Annotated in this window: 1 pseudogene; it reads left to right on the top strand. The window is 63.1% G+C overall.

From position 1 onward, the window contains the following. Positions 1-445 (top strand): annotated as a pseudogene (locus FG154_RS20810) (type I restriction endonuclease subunit R); the annotation flags it as partial.

Genomic DNA, 445 nt, shown 5'->3' with positions numbered 1-445 from the left:
CTGTCGCAGATCTTCGACTATGGCGCGACGGCGATCGAGGCGCGCAGCCTCTTCTTCCGCCGCCTGATCCCGCTGCTCGACTTCGGCCGCGAGCGCGAGGGCGTCGACTTGAGCAAGCTGGTCCTGACCCACCACAAAGTGTCCACCGGCGGCAAGAAGGACCTCCTGCTGGGCGGGGCGGCCGAAAAACTGAAACCGATGTCAGAGGCGGGCTCGGCGAGCGTTCAGGACAAGGAGAAGGCGCTGCTGTCCCAGATCGTTGCGAAGCTGAATGACCTCTTCACCGGCGACCTCACCGACAACGACCAGCTCTCCTACGCGATGACGGTGAAGGGCAAGCTCCTTGAGAACACGACCCTCGCCCAGCAGGCCGCGAACAACCACAAGGAACAGTTCGGCAACTCGCCGAACCTGATGAACGCCCTGATGGACGCGATCATCGACG

Source organism: Cereibacter sediminicola (assembly GCF_007668225.1).
Lineage (GTDB): Bacteria > Pseudomonadota > Alphaproteobacteria > Rhodobacterales > Rhodobacteraceae > Cereibacter_A > Cereibacter_A azotoformans.
This window is presented reverse-complemented; position numbering and strand designations above follow the sequence as displayed.